The sequence below is a fragment of the Streptomyces sp. NBC_00490 genome (assembly GCF_036013645.1).
GTDB classification, from domain to species: domain Bacteria; phylum Actinomycetota; class Actinomycetes; order Streptomycetales; family Streptomycetaceae; genus Streptomyces; species Streptomyces canus_F.
On record NZ_CP107869.1, the window covers coordinates 7201120 to 7218166 of the forward strand.

A 17047-nucleotide genomic window follows, 5' to 3' on the forward strand; every position below is an offset into this window, starting at 1 on the left:
GGTCCGGGCATGTCCGACGAGGCGCGGCCGCCGGAGGACGAGACACCGCGGCCGACTACGCCGTCGGCTCCGAAGGTGGGGCTGGACAAGGGCGACGCGTCAGGGGAGCGGGGGCCCTGGGCGTCCCCGGCGAGCGACGGGACGGCCGAGCCGACCGCTACCGCGGAGGAGGTGCCGCTCGCGCCGTCGGGAGACACGACGTTCGGGGCGACCGGTGGTGCGGTCGGTGGGGTGGCCGGTGCGGAACCGACCGCCGAGAACCCGACCGCCGAGAGGCCGACTCCGTCCTCCGGGCACGCGCCCGCCTCGTCGTCCGGCGATGTGTCCGCGTCCCCCTTCACCCCGATCGGGGGCGCCCACGCCTGGCCGCCCCCTTCCGCCCACGACCAGCGGACGGTCACCTCGATGCCGGGAGCGGACGGCACGGCCGCCACGCCCCCCGCGCAGCCCTGGACCAACCCTTTCGCCCCGCCAGGGCATACCACCCCCGCCACCCCGTTCGCGCCGCCGCCGAACCCGTTCGCGGCCCCGGCCGGTCCCGCCCCCTACGCCCAGGACAGTCATGTCCCGCCGCCGCCCATCGCCCCCGACGGTCCGGGGCAGGTGCCCTACGGCTATCCGGGCGGTGGGTACGGCCACCCGGGCGCCGCACCGCAGGGCTACTACGGCTGGCCCGGCATGCAGCCCCTGCCCAGCAACGGCATGGGCACCGCCGGGCTCGTGCTCGGCATTCTCTCGGCCCTCGTGTTCTGCCTCTGGCCGCTGGCGATCGTCCTCGGCGTTCTCGGCGTGATCTTCGGTGCGATCGGTCGCGGCAAGGCCCGCAGGGGAGTGGCCACCAACCCCGGTCAGGCCCTGGCCGGGATCATCTGCGGGGCCGCGGGCATCGCACTGGGCATCGGCATGGTCGTACTGCTGGTGGTGACGTAGGGGCAGGGGGTCGTGCCGCAGCGCGGGCGCGACCGGCCCGCGCGTCCACTGACGCGAACCCCAGCGGATTCGGCCCCCGCCACGGCTCCGGCTGACACCACGAGCCCGATCCCTTGCAGGCCTCACCGGCCGCAGATGCCCGACCTGGTCCGCTTCGGCGCCGCCCGCCCCCGCCCGCACCCGATCCCGCGTCTCCGCCAACGCGCCCCCGCGGATGCGCCCCCGCCACAGCCGCGAGCCCGGTCCTCCGCGGGCCCCACCATCCCCCGCCGATCTCACCCCCCGCAGGCACCCCAACCCCGTTCCGCCTAAGCGCCGCCGGTACCCCGCAACCGATCCCGCGCCTCCATCAGCGCGAACCCCAGCAGATTCGGCCCCCGCCAGCGCTCCGGATCCAGCGCGCCCTCGTCCGTGGCCGCGAGTCCGATCCCCCACACGCGGTCCACCGGGCTGGCCTCCACCAGTACCCGCTCCCCGGTGCCCAGGAGGAACGACCGCAGCGCGTCGTCCGCGTCGAACTTGTGCACGCTGCCCTCGACGACGATCGCGAAGCGCTCGCGCTCCCAGGCAGCCTCGTCGAAGCCCCGGACCAGGCGCCCTTCCCTCTTCGCGACCGAGGGATGGTCCGCGGCCAGCACCCGCCGTTCCGCCTCCGTGTCGCCGAACAGCCGCGCCTTGCCCGCCATCATCCAGTGCTCGGCGGTCGCATAGGTCACTCCGTCCACCACGAACGGTGACGGCCACCACTGGCTCAGACAGCTCGCCCCGATCCGGCCGTCCGGCAGCGGACGGTGTCCCCAGAAGTGGAGGTACTTGACCCTCGCCCCCGCCCGGACCGCCCTGACCAGGGTGTCCCGAGAATCGATCTTCGTCATGCATGCGAGTCTGGCAGGCACCACTGACACTCCGTCCTGGCTTTTCCAGGCCGGCTCGACACCTGGTCGACAGATTTCGTCGCGTAACTAAAAGGCAACAACGGAATCCCTTGTCGGACGCCACTTGCTCTGTCAGGATCGGCACTCAAATCGAGCTGGAGCTACGCCCCGCCTACGGGAACGTGGGCCGGCGGCGGAGGAGAGCGACATGCACAACCCGGGCAACGCCACCCCGGACCGGTTCCCCGCGCAGGAGCGCTTCGCGGACGGTGCGCAGTACATCGCGGGCCGTCTCACCAAGGGCACCTCAGGACGGACACACGCGGTCGTCGACCCCGCGACCGGCGAGGAGGTCTACACCTACGAACTGGCGAGCACCGCCGACGTGGACGCGGCCGTCGCCGCCGCGCGCGAGGCCTTCCCGGCCTGGGCCGCCACGACGCCCGGCGAGCGCTCGGACGCGCTGCACCGCTTCGCCGCCGTGCTCGCCGACCGTGCCGAGGATTTCGCCCGCGCCGAGTCCCTCCAGTGCGGCAAGCCGCTGAAGCTGACGCGTGAGTTCGACGTGCCGGGGACCATCGACAACACCGCCTTCTTCGCGGGCGCGGCCCGGCATCTGCAGGGGCAGTCGGCCGGTGAGTACTCCGGCGACCACACCTCGTACGTCCGCCGTGAGCCCATCGGTGTCGTCGGCTCCATCGCGCCCTGGAACTACCCGCTGCAGATGGCCGCCTGGAAGGTCCTCCCGGCGATCGCCGCGGGCAACACGATCGTGCTCAAGCCCGCCGAGCTCACCCCCCTGACCTCGCTGCTCTTCGCGCAGGCCGCCACCGACGCCGGGATCCCCGACGGTGTCATCAACATCGTCTCCGGGACCGGGAAGGAGGCGGGCGAGCATCTGGTCGGGCACCCCGACGTCGCCATGACCTCCTTCACCGGGTCCACCGCCGTCGGCAAGCGGGTCGCCGAGATCGCCACCGCCACCGTCAAGCGCATCCACCTGGAGCTCGGCGGCAAGGCGCCCTTCGTGGTCTTCGACGACGCCGACCTGGACGCCGCCGTCAACGGCGCCGTCGCGGGCTCGCTCATCAACACCGGCCAGGACTGCACCGCCGCCACGCGCGCGTACGTGCAACGTCCGCTCTACGAGGCGTTCGTGGAGCGGACGGCCGAGCTCATGGCCCAGGTCCGGCTCGGTGACCCCTTCGCCCCCGGTACCGATCTCGGCCCGCTCATCTCGCACGTCCAGCGGGACCGGGTCGCCGCCTTCGTCGACCGTGCGCGTGGCTACGCGCGCGTGGTGACCGGCGGGGAGGCTCCTCAGGGAGCTCTCAAGAACGGCGCGTACTATCGCCCCACCCTGGTCGCCGACGCCGCCCAGGACAGCGAGATCGTCCAGTCCGAGCTCTTCGGACCCGTCCTCGTGGTGCTGCCCTTCGACAGTGACGACGAGGGGATCCGGCTCGCCAACGACACCCCGTACGGACTCGCCGCCTCCGCCTGGAGCCGCGACGTCTACCGGGCGAACCGCGCCACCCGCGAGATCAAGGCGGGCTGTGTGTGGGTCAACGACCACATCCCGATCATCAGCGAGATGCCCCATGGCGGGTACAAGGCGTCCGGCTTCGGCAAGGACATGTCCTCGTACTCGTTCGAGGAGTACACCCAGATCAAGCACGTCATGTTCGACAACACGGCGGTCGTCAGGAAGGACTGGCACCGCACGATCTTCGGGGACCGATAGCCGTAACCAGGCCGCCCGACCCGCGGCCGATCCTCCCGAAAGGGCACCACGCGCATGGAGCAGTACGAGCCCGACCGCCTGAGCCCGGCCCAAGTGGCCGCCATGCGGCGCAGCTTCCAGAGCGGCCGGGCCGCCATGACCCGGCGGTCGCTGTTGCGCGCCTCCGCGGGCGGCGCACTCGCGGTCGGCGGCCTCGGAGCGCTGACCGGCTGCGGGATCCCCGCGGCGGGCAACACCAAGGGCGGAGTCTCCGCGGAGGACCACTCGGCGAAGGAGAAGATCGTCAACTTCTCCAACTGGACCGAGTACATCGACGTGGACGAGAGCGAGAAGCACCACCCCACGCTCGACCAGTTCAAGCAGCGGACCGGCATCACGGTCAAGTACACCGAGGACATCAACGACAACGTCGAGTTCTTCGGCAAGATCAAGCCGCAGCTCGCCGCCGGCCAGGACACCGGCCGCGACATCATCGTCCTCACCGACTGGCTCGCGGCCCGGCTGATCCGCCTCGGGTGGGTCCAGAAACTGGACCCGTCGAACCTGCCCCATGCGTACACCAACCTGTCGGCGCAGTTCCGCGACCCCGACTGGGACCCCGGCCGTGCCCACTCGTACGTGTGGCAGGGCATCTCGACCGTCATCGCGTACAACAAGAAGGCCCTCGACGGCGTCGAGGTGAAGTCCCTCTCCGACCTGCTCGACAACCCCAAGCTCAAGGGCAAGGTCGGCTTCCTGTCGGAGATGCGCGACAGCATCGGCATGACCCTGCTCGACATGGGCAAGGACCCGGGGAACTTCACCGCCGACGACTACGACGCGGCCGTCGCCCGCATCCAGAAGGCCGTCGACAAGGGCCAGATCCGCCGCTTCACCGGCAACGACTACACCTCCGACCTGAGCAGCGGCGACTTCGCCGCCTGTATCGCCTGGGCCGGTGACGTCGTCCAGCTGAAGGCGGACAGCCCGGACATCGACTTCCTGATCCCGGACAGCGGGTACATCACGTCGACCGACAACTTCCTGATCCCCAACAAGGCCCGTCACAAGACGAACGCCGAGCGGCTCATCGACTACTACTACGAGCCGAAGCCGGCCGCCGAGCTCGCCGCGTACATCAACTACGTGACGCCCGTCGACGGGGTGAAGGCCGAGCTGGAGAAGCTCGACCCGGATGCGGCGAACAACCCGCTGATCATCCCGGACAAGGCCATGGCCGCGAAGTCCCACGCCTTCCGCTCGCTGAGCTCGAAGGAAGAGACCGAGTTCGAAGAGAAGTTCGCGAAGCTGACTGGGGCGTGACCACCGTGACGAACAAGACAGACAACACCGGCGACGTCCGCCTTTCGGGCATCAGCAAGACGTACGACAACGGCTTCACCGCCGTGAAGCCGCTGGACCTGACCGTGCCGCAGGGCTCCTTCTTCGCCCTGCTCGGCGCCTCCGGCTGCGGCAAGACCACCACCCTGCGGATGATCGCGGGGCTGGAGGAGCCCACCACGGGCACCGTCTCGCTCGGCGAGCAGGACGTCACCGACCTGCCGCCCTACAAGCGGCCCGTGAACACCGTCTTCCAGTCCTACGCCCTCTTCCCGCACCTCGACATCTTCGAGAACGTCGCCTTCGGCCTGCGCCGGCGTGGCATCAAGTCGGTGAAGAAGCAGGTCGAGGACATGCTGGAGCTCGTCCAGCTCGGCGAGCAGGCCCGCAAGAAGCCGCACCAGCTCTCCGGCGGCCAGCAGCAGCGGGTCGCCGTGGCCCGCGCGCTGATCAACACCCCCAAGGTGCTCCTCCTCGACGAGCCCCTCGGCGCCCTCGACCTCAAGCTGCGCCGCCAGATGCAGCTGGAGCTCAAGCGCATCCAGACCGAGGTCGGCATCACCTTCATCCACGTCACGCACGACCAGGAGGAGGCCATGACCATGGCCGACACGGTCGCCGTGATGAACGCGGGCCGCGTCGAGCAGCTCGGCTCGCCGACCGACCTGTACGAGAACCCCAACACCACGTTCGTCGCCAACTTCCTCGGCACGTCGAACCTGATCGAGGCGGAGGTCGACTCCAGGAGCGGCGACGACATCGTCCTGAAGGCCGGCGGCGGCAAGCTCGTCCTGCCCGAGTCGCGGTGCTCGGCGCCCACACAGACCGGCGGCAAGGTGCTGGTCGGCGTCCGCCCGGAGAAGATCTCCCTCACCCACGCCGACGACGCCGGCGAGATCCCCGAGGGCCGCAACCGCATCACCGGCAAGATCGCCAACGGCAGCTTCATCGGCGTCTCCACGCAGTACGTCATCGACAGCGCGGTCTGCCCCGAGTTCGAGGTCTACGTCCAGAACATCGAGCGGGACCCCCGGCTCGTGCCCGGCGCCGACGTCGTCCTGCACTGGAGCCCGGCCCACACCTTCGGGTTCGACGCCGCGCAGGACATCGACGCCGGCCTCGACGAAGTGGCGGCGGTCTGATGGCGACCCTCACCGAGGCGCCGCCGCCTCTCTCCCCGACCGCGCCCGAGAAGAAGCCCCCGCGCAGACGCGGCCGGCTCGTGCCGTACTGGCTGCTGCTCCCCGGCATCCTGTGGCTGCTGGTCTTCTTCGCGCTGCCGATGGTCTACCAGGCCTCCACGTCCGTGCAGACGGGCTCCCTGGAGGAGGGCTACAAGGTCACCTGGCACTTCGCCACATACTGGGACGCGCTGTCCGAGTACTGGCCGCAGTATCTGCGCTCGATCCTGTACGCGGGCTCGGCGACGATCCTGTGCCTGATCCTCGGCTACCCGCTGGCCTACCTGATCGCCTTCCGCGCGGGCCGCTGGCGGAACCTGATCATGATCCTGGTGATCGCGCCGTTCTTCACCAGCTTCCTGATCCGCACCCTCGCCTGGAAGACGATCCTCGCGGACGGCGGCCCGGTCGTCGGCGCCCTCAACACCCTGCACGTCCTGGACGTCACCAGCTGGCTCGGCTGGACCTCCGGCGACCGGGTGCTGGCCACACCGCTGGCGGTGGTGTGCGGTCTGACGTACAACTTCCTGCCGTTCATGATCCTTCCGCTCTACACCTCACTGGAGCGCATCGACACCCGCCTCCACGAGGCCGCGGGCGACCTGTACGCCAAGCCGGTCACGACCTTCCGGAAGGTCACCTTCCCGCTGTCGATGCCGGGTGTCGTCTCCGGCACGCTGCTGACCTTCATCCCGGCCGCCGGCGACTACGTCAACGCGGACCTGCTCGGCTCGACGGACACCCGCATGGTCGGAAACGTCATCCAGTCCCAGTTCCTGCGGATCCTGGACTATCCGACGGCCGCGGCACTCTCCTTCATCCTGATGGCCGCCATCCTCGTCATGGTCACGGTCTACATCCGCAGGTCCGGAACGGAGGATCTGGTTTAAATGGCCTTCGTCAACTGGCTCAAGCGCAAATTCGTCGTCATCGCGGGACTGCTGACACTCGGATATCTCCTGCTGCCGAACGTCGTCGTGACGGTGTTCTCCTTCAACAATCCGAAGGGGCGCTTCAACTACGAATGGCAGCAGTTCTCCCTGGACGCCTGGAAAGACCCGTGCGGTGTCGCCGACATGTGCGGCTCACTGTCGATCAGTCTCCAGATCGCGTTCTGGGCGACGATCGGCGCCACCGTCCTCGGCACGCTGATCGCCTTCGCGCTGGTCCGCTACCGCTTCCGTGCCCGCGGCGCCGTGAACTCGCTGATCTTCCTGCCGATGGCGATGCCCGAGGTCGTCATGGCCGCCTCGCTGCTCACCCTGTTCCTCAACATGGGCGCGCAGCTGGGCTTCTGGACGATCCTCATCGCCCACATCATGTTCTGCCTCAGCTTCGTCGTCACCGCCGTCAAGGCGCGCGTGATGTCGATGGACCCGAGGCTGGAGCAGGCCGCCCAGGACCTCTACGCCGGCCCGTTCCAGACCTTCATCAGGGTCACCCTGCCGATCGCCGCCCCCGGCATCGCGGCGGGCGCGCTGCTCGCCTTCGCGCTTTCCTTCGACGATTTCATCATCACCAATTTCAACGCGGGTTCGACCGTCACCTTCCCCATGTTCGTCTGGGGTTCGGCACAGCGCGGCACACCCGTTCAGATCAATGTGATCGGTACGGCCATGTTCCTGGTCGCCGTACTGCTCGTTCTGGCCTCCATGGTCATCAGTAATCGCCGTAACAAGCAAAAGGCATAACCGAAAAACCCTTGTAGGGAGTTGAAATCATGGCCCCAAGCGCCATGAGTCGTGGCAGTGAATGGACGAAATCCCTTTCCGACGCCCAGCCGGTCCCGTACTGGCTGGACGACCCCGGCAAGCCGCACCCCGAGCCCGCCCTCACCGGCGCCGAGACCTGCGACCTGCTGGTCGTCGGCGGTGGTTACAGCGGACTGTGGACCGCGCTCCTCGCCAAGGAGCGCGACCCGCAGCGGGACGTGGTCCTGCTGGAGGGCCGTGAGGTGGGCTGGGCAGCCTCGGGCCGCAACGGCGGTTTCTGCGCCGCCTCCCTCACCCACGGTCTGGGCAACGGGCTGACCCGCTGGCCGGACGAGATCCACCGGCTGGAGGAGCTGGGCGCCCGCAATCTCGACGAGATCGAGAAGGCGGTCGCCCGCTACTCCCTCGACTGCGACTTCGAGCGCACCGGCGAGATCGACGTCGCGACCGAGACGTACCAGGCGTGGGAACTGCGCGACTGGTACGAGGAGATGGAGCGCGCGGGCCTCGCCGAGGGCGTGGAGTTCCTGGACGCCGAGGCGGTACGGGAACAAGTCGACTCACCGACATTCCAGGCGGGCCTGTACGACCGTCGGGGCGTCGCCATGGTCAACCCGGCGAAGCTCGCCTGGGGCCTGAAGCGGGCCTGCGTGCGACTCGGCGTCCGCGTCCACGAGCACACCCCCGCCCTGACGCTGAAGCCGTACGGCGCCGGGATGGCCGTACGCACCCCCTACGGCTCGGTCCGCGCCCGCAAGGTCGCGCTCGGCACCAACATCTTCCCGAACCTGGTCAAGCGCGTCCGGTCGTACACCGTCCCGGTCTACGACTACGCGCTGATGACCGAGCCGCTGAGCGGCGAGCAGCTCGCGGCGATCGGCTGGAAGAACCGCCAGGGCCTCGGCGACAGCGCCAACCAGTTCCACTACTTCCGGCTGTCCGCCGACAACCGCATCCTGTGGGGCGGCTACGACGCGGTCCACCACTACGGCGGCCGGGTGCGCGCCGAGTACGACGACCGCCCGGAGACGTACGCCAAGCTCGCCGAGCACTTCTTCACCTGCTTCCCGCAGCTCGAAGGCGTCCGCTTCACGCACGCGTGGGGCGGCGCGATCGACACCTGCTCACGCTTCTCGGCGTTCTTCGGCACCGCGCACCGCGGCAACGTGGCCTACGCGGCCGGCTACACGGGACTCGGCGTCGGCGCGACCCGGTTCGGCGCGGACGTGATGCTGGACCTGCTGGACGGCGAGACCACGGAGCGGACCTCGCTGGAGATGGTCCGCAAGAAGCCGCTGCCGTTCCCGCCCGAGCCCTTCGCGTGGACCGGCATCGCCCTGACCAAGTGGTCGCTGGCACGGGCGGACGCGCACGGCGGGCGGCGCAATCTGTGGCTGAAGACGATGGACAGACTGGGACTCGGCTTCGACAGCTGATCACTCGGAGGCCCGGCCTGACGCTGACAGGCGGCGTACAGCGTGACCCGGCGTCGACCCGCCCGCCCTTCCCGCCCCCATGTGATCCGGTTCACTCCAATGGGGTTGTGGAACCCGCGTAATGCACGCCCGGGACCTCCCTCTCCCTCGTGGACGCGAGCCGCGTCCACGGAGGAACAGGGAGGTCTTCTCATGACTGGGGCGAAGACGGCGGTCGAGTGGCTGGCATCGGTGGCACCGGATCCCGAAGCCTGCCGCTGGGAGTGGGAGCGCAATCCCCTCGGGGTCGCGCTGCTCCCCGCCGGCAAGGCCTGGGACGTGCTCATCCTGCCGGGCGAGCTCGGTTATCCCACGCTCGACGTCCTCACCCGCATCATCGACCAGCTCGGCCCGGTGCTGGTCGACTTCGGCGACGCCCGGATGGGCTTCCTCGTGCCGCCCGGTACGGCCGCACGCTGGGTCGGCACGGGCATCCGCACGGCCGGCGTCGGCACCTGGATCGTGGTGCCGTACCCGGGCCGCTCCACCGGCGGCGTCCGCTGGCTGGTCCCCCCGGACGGTTCCGGCACCCTCACCGACCCGGCACTCCTCGAACTGGCGATGCACGAGGCGGCGGCGGGTCTGGCCACGGAGGGGGACGGGTAGCCGACCGCGGGAGGTCTTGACCGCTGAGTCGGTCGGGACCGGATAGGGCGCGTTCCACCCCTCCCATTCCCCCAGTTCCGGAGGCTTGTGGATCGCTCAGACCTCTCGTCGGCCGCCCGTGCGGCCGACGCGGTCGCGGCAAGCGAAACGTCGAGGCGGGATGAGACGACTGAACCTGCAACGGGGTGGCCGGGTTCGCGGCATGCCACGTTTCCGGATGTACCCGACACTCGCGCAGGAGCGGCAGATGCTGCCGCATTGCGCGCGTGCCCGGTACGTGTGGAACCTGGCGGCCGAGCGGCGAAGACGTTCCGAGTCACCAACTCAACGGGGACCGGTACGGGAGCCGGGAGTTCCGGCGGACGCTCGACGGTTGCTTCGGCTGACCGCCAGGACGTAAGCGGTGAGCAGGACGGTGGAGAGGCACCAGCTCGCCACGACGTCCAGTGGCCAGTGGTAGCCACGGCGGACCAGGCCGTAGGAGACGCCGAGGACGAGGACGCCGTACGTGAACACGATCGTGCGGCGGAGCCATCCGGTGCGCAGCCAGGGGAGGAGGAGCAGGGTCGCGGCACCGTAGGCGACGGCCGCTGTGGCCGTGTGGCCGGACGGGTAGTAGCCGGTGGCCGGAGGGACGACCGGGGTGCCCGGGCGGTCGGTCAGTTCCTTGATCGGGATGATGAGGGCGGGGACCAGGGCCATCAGCAGCGCGGCGCCGGCGGACGGCTGCCACCAGTGGTCTGTGCCGGCGCGGCGGGCCCGCCAGGCCGCGTGTCCGAGCGCCAGGGCCAGGACCGGGACGGCGACCTGGACATTGCCGAGGTCGGCGAGGAGTTCCGAGGCGCGGTCGGGGTGGACCAGGGCGCGGCTGACGCGTTCGTCCAGGCGCACCAAAGGGCCGTCCTCGACGATCTGCCAGGTGATCAGCGCGAAGAGGACGGCCGGAAGGCCGAGAAGAAGGAAGGTGGAGAAGGAGGTCGGCCACCCCGGAACAGGGGGGGTGGTTCCGGGGTGGCCGTCCGGACCGGATCGTCGCGCGCCCCGGGGGGTTTGGGGCGGGCGACCGTCCGATCGGTGAGGAGATCCGGAGCCGGAGGCTCCGGTTGTGTGCGCGAGGGCACGACCAGGTCGAAGCTGGGGAGGCCCCGGCCTGATGTCGCCCACAGTCCCCTGTGGGCGGGGTGTATCTCTCATCTGGGTAGAACCTACGACAGCCGATGGGGCTGCGACAGCTGGAATCGCGTCCTGACAGAGACCCCGCACACGTTCTTCACACGCTCTGACGGCGGCCGCCCCAGACCCGGAATCCGCTGTGGATCCGGGGCTGGGGCGGGTGCGACGGGTGTGACCTGGGCCGGGGTGTGCCCCGTGTTCCTCCTGGGGCGTCAGACGCGTGCGAAGGCCTGCTCGATGATGTCGAGGCCCTCGTTGAGCAGGTCCTCGCCGATGACCAGCGGCGGCAGGAAACGCAGCACATTGCCGTAGGTGCCACAGGTCAGGACCAGCAGGCCCTCCTGGTGACAGGCCTTGGCGAGGGCGGCGGTCGCCTCCGCGTTGGGCTCCTTGGTGGCGCGGTCCTTGACGAGCTCGATGGCGATCATCGCGCCACGGCCGCGGACGTCGCCGATGATGTCGAACTTCTCGGCCATCGCGGTGAGCCGGGCCTTCATCGTGGCCTCGATGTTCTTCGCCCTGGCGTTGAGGTCGAGCTCCTTCATCGTCTCGATCGAGCCGAGCGCACCGGCACACGCGACCGGGTTGCCGCCGTAGGTACCGCCCAGGCCACCCGCGTGCGCGGCGTCCATGATCTCGGCGCGGCCGGTGACGGCGGCGAGCGGCAGACCGCCCGCGATGCCCTTGGCGGTGGTGATCAGGTCCGGGACGATGCCCTCGTCCTCGCACGCGAACCACTGGCCGGTACGGCAGAAGCCGGACTGGATCTCGTCCGCGACGAAGACGATGCCGTTGTCCTTCGCGAACTGGCTGAGCGCCGGCAGGAAGCCCTTGGCCGGCTCGATGAAGCCGCCCTCGCCGAGCACCGGCTCGATGATGATCGCGGCGACGTTGTCCGGGCCGACCTGCTTGGTGATCTGGTCGATGGCCTGCGCGGCGGCCTCGGGACCGGCGTTGTCCGGACCGGTCGGCCAGCGGTAGCCGTAGGCGACCGGGACCCGGTAGACCTCGGGCGCGAAGGGGCCGAAGCCGTGCTTGTACGGCATGTTCTTCGCGGTCAGCGCCATCGTCAGGTTCGTACGGCCGTGGTAGCCGTGGTCGAAGACGACGACGGCCTGGCGCTTGGTGTAGGCGCGGGCGATCTTGACGGCGTTCTCGACGGCCTCGGCACCGCTGTTGAACAGCGCGGACTTCTTGGCGTGGTCACCCGGCGTGAGCTCGGCGAGGGCCTCGGCGACCTCGACGTACCCCTCGTACGGCGTGACCATGAAACAGGTGTGCGTGAAGTCGGCGAGCTGGGCGGAGGCCCGGCGTACGACGGCCTCGGCGGAGGCGCCGACGCTCGTCACGGCGATGCCGGAACCGAAGTCGATCAGGCGGTTGCCGTCGACGTCCTCGATGATGCCGCCGCCCGCCCGCGCGGTGAACACGGGCAGCACCGAGCCGACACCCTGCGCGACCGCGGCGACGCGGCGGGCCTGCAGCTCCTGCGACTTCGGGCCGGGGATGGCGGTGACGATCCGGCGCTCCTGCGGAAGTGCGCTCATGAGGGGCTCCTGGGGTGTTGCGAACGGGGTCTTTGCGGACGCTTCTCTTCTTTTCTCGCAGGCTAGGACGGAGGACGGGGGGTGGGCATGCTCCATGTGGGCGTTGTCGGGGGTGCGGGTTTGTCCGTCGTGGACATAGCGACGCGGACCGGCTCGCTACCGGCGGGGCCGCGGACGATCCGGACGGCGACCGTCCGCTCCATGGAAGTCGGCCGCGTAAGCGGTGAACTCCCCTTGCGGGGGCGTTAGATTGACGGCTGATGGTGGACGGAACGGCTGGTCAGGGAACGAGGGCGATGGACAGGGACGGGACGCAGGACGCGCGAGGTACGCATGCGAACCCCGTGCCGCGTCCGGCGGGGCCGCCGGACGTGCCGCACGCGCCGCCGCGGCCGGCGCACACCCCGGGCGCGTCCGTGGCCGACTGGCTGGACGAGGCCCGGCCCGAGACCGAGCCCGGCATCTGGCGCTTCGGCTACCGGATGCCGAAGGCCGCCTCGAAGGCGGAGCGGCTCAATCCGCTGACCGTCGCCGGCATGCTCATCCCGTTCGTCGTGGCGCTGGTGGTGTGGTCCTTCTGGCGGCGCGGCGCGCTCCCGTACCAGTTCACGCTGCTGCGGCTCTTCACCCCGGACGACTGGTGGTGGGGCGGCACGATGGCCTCGCCGAAGCGGCTGGAGGGGCAGTCGCTGGAGTACCCGGGCGTCGAGGCCCTGGAGGTCTACAGCGGCCTCTTCTTCGCCGTGCTCGTCTACACGATGGGCCGCCTGGGCAGCTGGCCGGCCGTCGTGCGCCACCTCGTGACCCGCAAGCCCCAGCCCGCCCGCGCCCTGCTGGCCGCGCTGGGCGCCCTCATCACCCTCAGCTTCGTCTTCCCGGACGCCTTCCCCGGCGTCGGCTGGGACGCCCTGCCCGTCGTGAACCCGCTGTTCTCCCTCATCGCCCTCCTCAGCGGCGGATACGGCGTCTACACCTCGCCCTGGGCCACGGACACGCTGTACGCCCTGGTCACCGCCCTCGTCCTGTGGCCCTTCGCCCGGATCGGCGGCTGGTGGTCCCTGGCCCGTACCCGGCTCGAGGCCCGACGCCGGGCCCGGCAGGGACAGGATCCCGCACCCGTCACCGATCAGCCCCGCACCCGCTGGCCCGGACTGCGGGAGGCCGGGCAGCACCAGGCGGCCGACCTGCTCACCGCCGAAGTGCTGGCCGGGCGGATGAACGACGTGGACTGCGCCCGGATCGAGCGCGGCTGGAAACGGGCCCGCGGCCAGGGACGGCTCGCCGCCTTCACGGACACCGTGCTGCGCCAGGGCGCCGCCGCGCTCACCCACCCCTCCGGCGCCCGCGACCTGGCGGGCCGCACCGCCCGGCACGACCTGCTCACCGGACAGGTCCGCATCGGACAGTGGGCCCCCGCCGAACGCACCCCGCGGGCGTACCGCGGCGTGGGCGCGGCTCTCGGGCCGGAGACCCTCGCCACCTCGCTGCTGGTCGTCGGACCCTCGGGCGCGGGCAAGACCCGGCAGGTGGTCGCTCCGGTGGCCGAGTCCCTCACCCTCCAGGCACTCACCGGCGGTTGCGCCGTCGTCGCGGTGTGCGGCGCCGGCACACCGATCGGGGCGGACACGTCGTACGACGTCGTCGTGCGCGTCGGCGACCCCGGCTCGGTGCACGACCTCGACCCGTACGCCGAGACCGACGACCCCGACGAGGCGGCCGCGCTCCTCGCCGAGGCCCTGGCCGGGGACCTCGACACGGTGAGCCCCGAGCGCGCGGCGCGGACCCTCGCCCAGCTCCTCGGCCCCTACCGGACCGCGTACGGGCACTTCCCGCTCCTGCCCGTCCTGCGCGAACTGCTGGAAGGGGACCCCGCGGTCCTCGCCGGACTGCGCGAGCGGCTGGCGGACGAGCGGTTCGCGGGGATGCGTCGCGAGCTCGACGCCCGCGCACGGCAGAGCGCCCACCCCGGCGACCCCGGTCCCGTCCTCGCCGACCGGCTGGCCCTGCTGGACCGGCCCGCCTTCGCCGGCTTCTTCGGCTCGGCCGGGGCGCCCGGCTCAGGCGCGGACGTGATCCGTCCGTTCTCGCTGCGCGCCCTCGTCCACCACCCCCTGCGCGTCCGGATCGACCTGCCCGACCGTGGTCACGCGGAGGCGTCCCGGCTGATCGCCCGGCTGGTGCTGGCCCAGTTCACCGCCGTCGTACGGGAGGGGGGCCGCGATCACTTCGCCGGTCTGGTCCTCGACGACGCCACCGGCACCGTGACCCCCGAGTCCGTCCGGTGGCTCCAGCGGCTGCGCTCGCAGAACGCGGGTGTCGTGCTCGCGCTGCGCACGGTCTCCGACGTTCCGGAGGCGCTGCACGGGCCCCTGTTCGGGGCGGTCGGCTGCCGGATGGCGCTGTCCGGGGTGACGACCTGGGACGGCAGCCGCTTCGCCGAGGCGTGGGGCACCGAGTGGGTGGAGACGAAGGACGTCGCCCAGCACACGGTCTTCGCCGATCAGCCGATGACCCGGGCCATGCACGCCCTGCGCAAGCTGGTGACCGGGAAGGCGGTGACGACCGAGGCCGTCACCGTCCGCCAGGTCGAGCGGGAGCGGTGGTCCGCCTCCGAGCTGGCGCACGCCGTGCCGCCCGGGCACGCGGTGCTGTCGCTGACCGGGGCGAAGGGGGAGCACGCGCCGCCGTTGCTGGTGGATCTACGGGGTTAGGCGGGGGCCTTCGGTGCCGGGGGTTTGCGGTGACGGTGTGACCGTACGGTGAGGCAGAATCGGCACAGGCCGTTCATACAGGACGGCCAAGTGATCACCGGGCACGCCCGATCCCCGTAGACCTGAGGGCCCCATGCCACCCACGCTCGCCTCGCTCGTCCACCACTCCGCGCTCAAGCTGACCGTGCGGGCGGGCGAGGACCGGCTCGACGTTCCCGTGCGCTGGGCGCATGTCAGCGAGCTCGCCGACCCCGTGCCGTACATGGAGGGCGGGGAGCTGCTGCTGATCACCGCGCTGAAGCTGGACGCGGAGGATCCGCAGGCGATGCGGCGGTATGTGAAGCGGCTGGTCGGTGCGGGGGTCGTGGGGCTCGGGTTCGCGGTCGGGGTCAACTACGAGGACATTCCCGAGGCGCTCGTCGACGCCGCCGCGGGCGAGGGGCTCCCGCTGCTCGAAGTGCCCCGGCGCACCCCCTTCCTCGCCATCAGCAAGGCCGTCTCCGCGGCCATCGCCGCCGAGCAGTACCGGGCCGTGACGGCCGGGTTCGCCGCGCAGCGGGAGCTGACCCGGCAGGCGTTGACGGACGGTCCCGAAGGGCTGCTGTCCGCGCTCGCCTCGCAGGTGGACGGGTGGGCGGCGCTGTACGACGCGTCCGGTGCCGTCGTCGCCACCGCGCCGGAGTGGGCGGGGCGGCGGGCCGCACGGCTCACGGCGGACGTGGAGCGACTGCGGGAGCGGCCCGCGCCGGCCTCCTCCGTGGCCGGCGGCCCCGACAACGAGGACCGTGTCGAACTGCACTCCCTGGGCACCGGGCGCCGGCCGCGCGCCGCGCTCGCGGTGGGCACGGCGGCGGCGCCCGGGACGGCGGAGCGGTACGCCGTCCACTCGGCGATCGCCCTGCTCACCCTGACCACCGAGCGGTCCCGGTCCCTGCGCGCCGCCGAGCAGCGGCTCGGGGCGGCGGTGCTGCGGATGCTGCTGGCCGGGGAGCCGGACCATGCGCGGGCGGTCGCCGGGGATCTGTACGGGTCGCTGCTGGACGCGCCGTTCCGGATGGTCGTCGCCGAGGAGGGGCGTGCTCCGGCGGAGGGCGACCTTCTGGGTGCCCTCGCCGAGGTCGTGGAGTCCGCCGCCGCGCGGGCCGGGGAGGCCGTGCTGGTCGTTCCGGAGGGGGAGCGGCTGGTGGTGCTGGCCGTGGACGGGGGCGCGGCGATCGGGGCGTGCGGGGAGTACACCGCCGGGCTGGAGGCCGGGCGGGCGGTGGGGGAGCAGGGCGGCGCGGCGGGCGAGGACGAGCTCGTCGTGGGGGTGTCGGCGCCGGTCGGGCCGGTCGCGGCGGCGGCCGCCTACAAGCAGGCCGAGCAGGCGCTGTCCGTCGCGCGGCGGCGGGGGCGGGTGTGTGTGGAGCACGAGCAGCTGGCGGCGGGGTCGGTGGTGCCGTTGCTGGCCGATGACGCGGTGCGGGCTTTCGCGGACGGGTTGCTGCGGGCGCTGTACGACCACGACGCGACGGGGCGGGGGGATCTGGTGGCCTCGCTGCGGGCGTGGCTGTCGCGGCACGGACAGTGGGACGCGGCGGCCGCGGACCTGGGCGTGCACCGGCACACCCTGCGGTATCGGATGCGGCGCGTGGAGGAGATCCTCGGACGGTCGCTGGACGACCCGGACGTACGGATGGAACTCTGGCTGGCCTTGAAGACGACGTCGACGGAGCAGTGACCGGGGGTCGAGGGGGCGGCAGCCCCCAGGGACGGGACGGGTACGGGCGGCGG

The 17047-nt window shown here is 71.1% G+C and carries 14 protein-coding genes; 11 read left to right on the plus strand and 3 right to left on the minus strand.

Annotated features, from left to right (window positions below; genetic code table 11):
* Positions 1-9 precede the first annotated feature (9 nt).
* Complete coding sequence (locus tag OG381_RS33085; RefSeq protein ID WP_327719665.1) at positions 10-930, plus strand: DUF4190 domain-containing protein; 921 nt, start codon at positions 10-12, stop codon at positions 928-930.
* A gap of 308 nt (positions 931-1238) precedes the next feature.
* On the opposite strand, the gene OG381_RS33090 is transcribed toward OG381_RS33085, so the two are convergent.
* The gene (locus tag OG381_RS33090; protein ID WP_327719666.1) at positions 1239-1805 is read right to left on the minus strand and encodes an NADAR family protein; all 567 of its coding nucleotides are present in this window, start codon (positions 1803-1805) and stop codon (positions 1239-1241) included.
* A gap of 208 nt (positions 1806-2013) precedes the next feature.
* On the opposite strand from OG381_RS33090, the gene OG381_RS33095 reads away from it, so the two are divergent.
* The 8 genes from OG381_RS33095 to OG381_RS33130 all read left to right on the plus strand — a co-directional run bounded on the left by OG381_RS33095 (position 2014) and on the right by OG381_RS33130 (position 10243).
* Positions 2014-3549 carry a gamma-aminobutyraldehyde dehydrogenase gene (locus OG381_RS33095; protein WP_327719667.1) on the plus strand — a complete coding sequence of 512 codons (1536 nt, stop codon included), beginning with the start codon at positions 2014-2016 and terminating at the stop codon, positions 3547-3549.
* A 54-nt stretch (positions 3550-3603) separates the two neighbouring features.
* Positions 3604-4851 carry a polyamine ABC transporter substrate-binding protein gene (locus tag OG381_RS33100; RefSeq protein WP_327719668.1) on the plus strand — a complete coding sequence of 416 codons (1248 nt, stop codon included), beginning with the start codon at positions 3604-3606 and terminating at the stop codon, positions 4849-4851.
* A complete protein-coding gene (locus OG381_RS33105; RefSeq protein WP_327719669.1) occupies positions 4848-6011 on the plus strand; it encodes an ABC transporter ATP-binding protein in 1164 nt (387 codons plus the stop codon). The genes OG381_RS33100 and OG381_RS33105 overlap by 4 nt, the downstream gene beginning before the upstream one ends.
* Positions 6011-6940 carry an ABC transporter permease gene (locus OG381_RS33110; RefSeq protein WP_327719670.1) on the plus strand — a complete coding sequence of 310 codons (930 nt, stop codon included), beginning with the start codon at positions 6011-6013 and terminating at the stop codon, positions 6938-6940. The genes OG381_RS33105 and OG381_RS33110 overlap by 1 nt, the downstream gene beginning before the upstream one ends.
* Positions 6941-7741: an ABC transporter permease gene (locus OG381_RS33115; RefSeq protein WP_307025278.1), complete on the plus strand. Its 801-nt coding sequence runs from the start codon at positions 6941-6943 to the stop codon at positions 7739-7741.
* A gap of 29 nt (positions 7742-7770) precedes the next feature.
* Complete coding sequence (locus OG381_RS33120) at positions 7771-9198, plus strand: NAD(P)/FAD-dependent oxidoreductase (protein WP_327719671.1); 1428 nt, start codon at positions 7771-7773, stop codon at positions 9196-9198.
* Between the two features lie 192 nt (positions 9199-9390).
* Complete coding sequence (locus OG381_RS33125; protein WP_327719672.1) at positions 9391-9843, plus strand: hypothetical protein; 453 nt, start codon at positions 9391-9393, stop codon at positions 9841-9843.
* Between the two features lie 217 nt (positions 9844-10060).
* Positions 10061-10243 (plus strand): hypothetical protein, encoded by a 183-nt coding sequence (locus OG381_RS33130; protein ID WP_327722613.1) that lies wholly within the window; start codon positions 10061-10063, stop codon positions 10241-10243.
* On the opposite strand, the gene OG381_RS33135 is transcribed toward OG381_RS33130, so the two are convergent.
* Together OG381_RS33135 and gabT are read right to left on the minus strand one after the other, a co-directional pair.
* Positions 10168-11037 (minus strand): phosphatase PAP2 family protein, encoded by an 870-nt coding sequence (locus tag OG381_RS33135; RefSeq protein ID WP_443061951.1) that lies wholly within the window; start codon positions 11035-11037, stop codon positions 10168-10170. The genes OG381_RS33130 and OG381_RS33135 overlap by 76 nt on opposite strands.
* A gap of 191 nt (positions 11038-11228) precedes the next feature.
* Entirely contained in the window at positions 11229-12563 is a 1335-nt protein-coding gene (gene gabT / locus OG381_RS33140; protein ID WP_327719673.1) for a 4-aminobutyrate--2-oxoglutarate transaminase, read from the minus strand.
* A 296-nt stretch (positions 12564-12859) separates the two neighbouring features.
* On the opposite strand from gabT, the gene OG381_RS33145 reads away from it, so the two are divergent.
* Positions 12860-15274 carry an ATP/GTP-binding protein gene (locus tag OG381_RS33145; RefSeq protein ID WP_327719674.1) on the plus strand — a complete coding sequence of 805 codons (2415 nt, stop codon included), beginning with the start codon at positions 12860-12862 and terminating at the stop codon, positions 15272-15274.
* 133 nt (positions 15275-15407) lie between these two features.
* Positions 15408-16994: a PucR family transcriptional regulator gene (locus OG381_RS33150; RefSeq protein ID WP_327719675.1), complete on the plus strand. Its 1587-nt coding sequence runs from the start codon at positions 15408-15410 to the stop codon at positions 16992-16994.
* The last annotated feature ends 53 nt before the right edge of the window (positions 16995-17047 follow it).

Excerpts from the sequence above, each read along its gene's own strand:
- OG381_RS33110 (WP_327719670.1), top strand. The coding sequence starts at position 6,011 with ATGGCGACCCTCACCGAGGCGCCGCCGCCTCTCTCCCCGACCGCGCCC.
- OG381_RS33090 (WP_327719666.1), bottom strand. The coding sequence starts at position 1,805 with ATGACGAAGATCGATTCTCGGGACACCCTGGTCAGGGCGGTCCGGGCG.
- OG381_RS33130 (WP_327722613.1), top strand. The coding sequence starts at position 10,061 with ATGTACCCGACACTCGCGCAGGAGCGGCAGATGCTGCCGCATTGCGCG.
- OG381_RS33135 (WP_443061951.1), bottom strand. The coding sequence starts at position 11,037 with ATGAGAGATACACCCCGCCCACAGGGGACTGTGGGCGACATCAGGCCG.
- gabT (WP_327719673.1), bottom strand. The coding sequence starts at position 12,563 with ATGAGCGCACTTCCGCAGGAGCGCCGGATCGTCACCGCCATCCCCGGC.
- OG381_RS33145 (WP_327719674.1), top strand. The coding sequence starts at position 12,860 with ATGGACAGGGACGGGACGCAGGACGCGCGAGGTACGCATGCGAACCCC.
- OG381_RS33150 (WP_327719675.1), top strand. The coding sequence starts at position 15,408 with ATGCCACCCACGCTCGCCTCGCTCGTCCACCACTCCGCGCTCAAGCTG.
- OG381_RS33125 (WP_327719672.1), top strand. The coding sequence starts at position 9,391 with ATGACTGGGGCGAAGACGGCGGTCGAGTGGCTGGCATCGGTGGCACCG.
- OG381_RS33085 (WP_327719665.1), top strand. The coding sequence starts at position 10 with ATGTCCGACGAGGCGCGGCCGCCGGAGGACGAGACACCGCGGCCGACT.
- OG381_RS33120 (WP_327719671.1), top strand. The coding sequence starts at position 7,771 with ATGGCCCCAAGCGCCATGAGTCGTGGCAGTGAATGGACGAAATCCCTT.
- OG381_RS33100 (WP_327719668.1), top strand. The coding sequence starts at position 3,604 with ATGGAGCAGTACGAGCCCGACCGCCTGAGCCCGGCCCAAGTGGCCGCC.
- OG381_RS33115 (WP_307025278.1), top strand. The coding sequence starts at position 6,941 with ATGGCCTTCGTCAACTGGCTCAAGCGCAAATTCGTCGTCATCGCGGGA.
- OG381_RS33095 (WP_327719667.1), top strand. The coding sequence starts at position 2,014 with ATGCACAACCCGGGCAACGCCACCCCGGACCGGTTCCCCGCGCAGGAG.